This window comes from Vibrio sp. 10N.222.52.B7 (assembly GCF_041474275.1).
Classification (GTDB): Bacteria; Pseudomonadota; Gammaproteobacteria; order Enterobacterales; family Vibrionaceae; genus Vibrio; species Vibrio crassostreae_C.
In genome coordinates, this window is sequence record NZ_JBFRTU010000184.1 from 1 (window position 1) to 419 (window position 419).

Annotated in this window: 1 pseudogene; it reads right to left on the reverse strand. The window is 47.0% G+C overall.

The annotated features are described in order from the left end of the window. Positions 1-419, reverse strand: a pseudogene (locus AB4512_RS22205) (AraC family transcriptional regulator); the annotation flags it as partial.

The following is a 419-nucleotide window of genomic DNA, read 5'->3' on the forward strand; positions in this document are numbered from 1 at the left end:
TCACTCCAAGGTTCATCGTCGCTCAGTCGGTATTCCATCGCAGGTGCGAACGTTGCTGGTAAGATACCTAGCTTAAACCCCATCGATGAACCATAAGGAATCTCATCCAGCTCTGCCGTTTTCCCGCCAAGTGATACCGTTTGTTGGTCGACACTTATCTTACTCAACAAGGCACGGCTATGAGGTGTAGTTGATACCAGTAACTCGTTAGATAACGCGCTGACTACACCATACTTTGAGCCGAAAACAAGCCTCGAAGGTTGGCTATCTTGACTGTAAAAAAGAGCACACGCTCCTGCCGCCAGTTCATTGGTGATCAAACCAAATGGCGAACCTATGTGTTTATGCAGTTGCCCATCCAATCCGTAATAACTGATGCCTTTCGAAGAGCCTAACCAAACACCATTGTCATCGCTTAT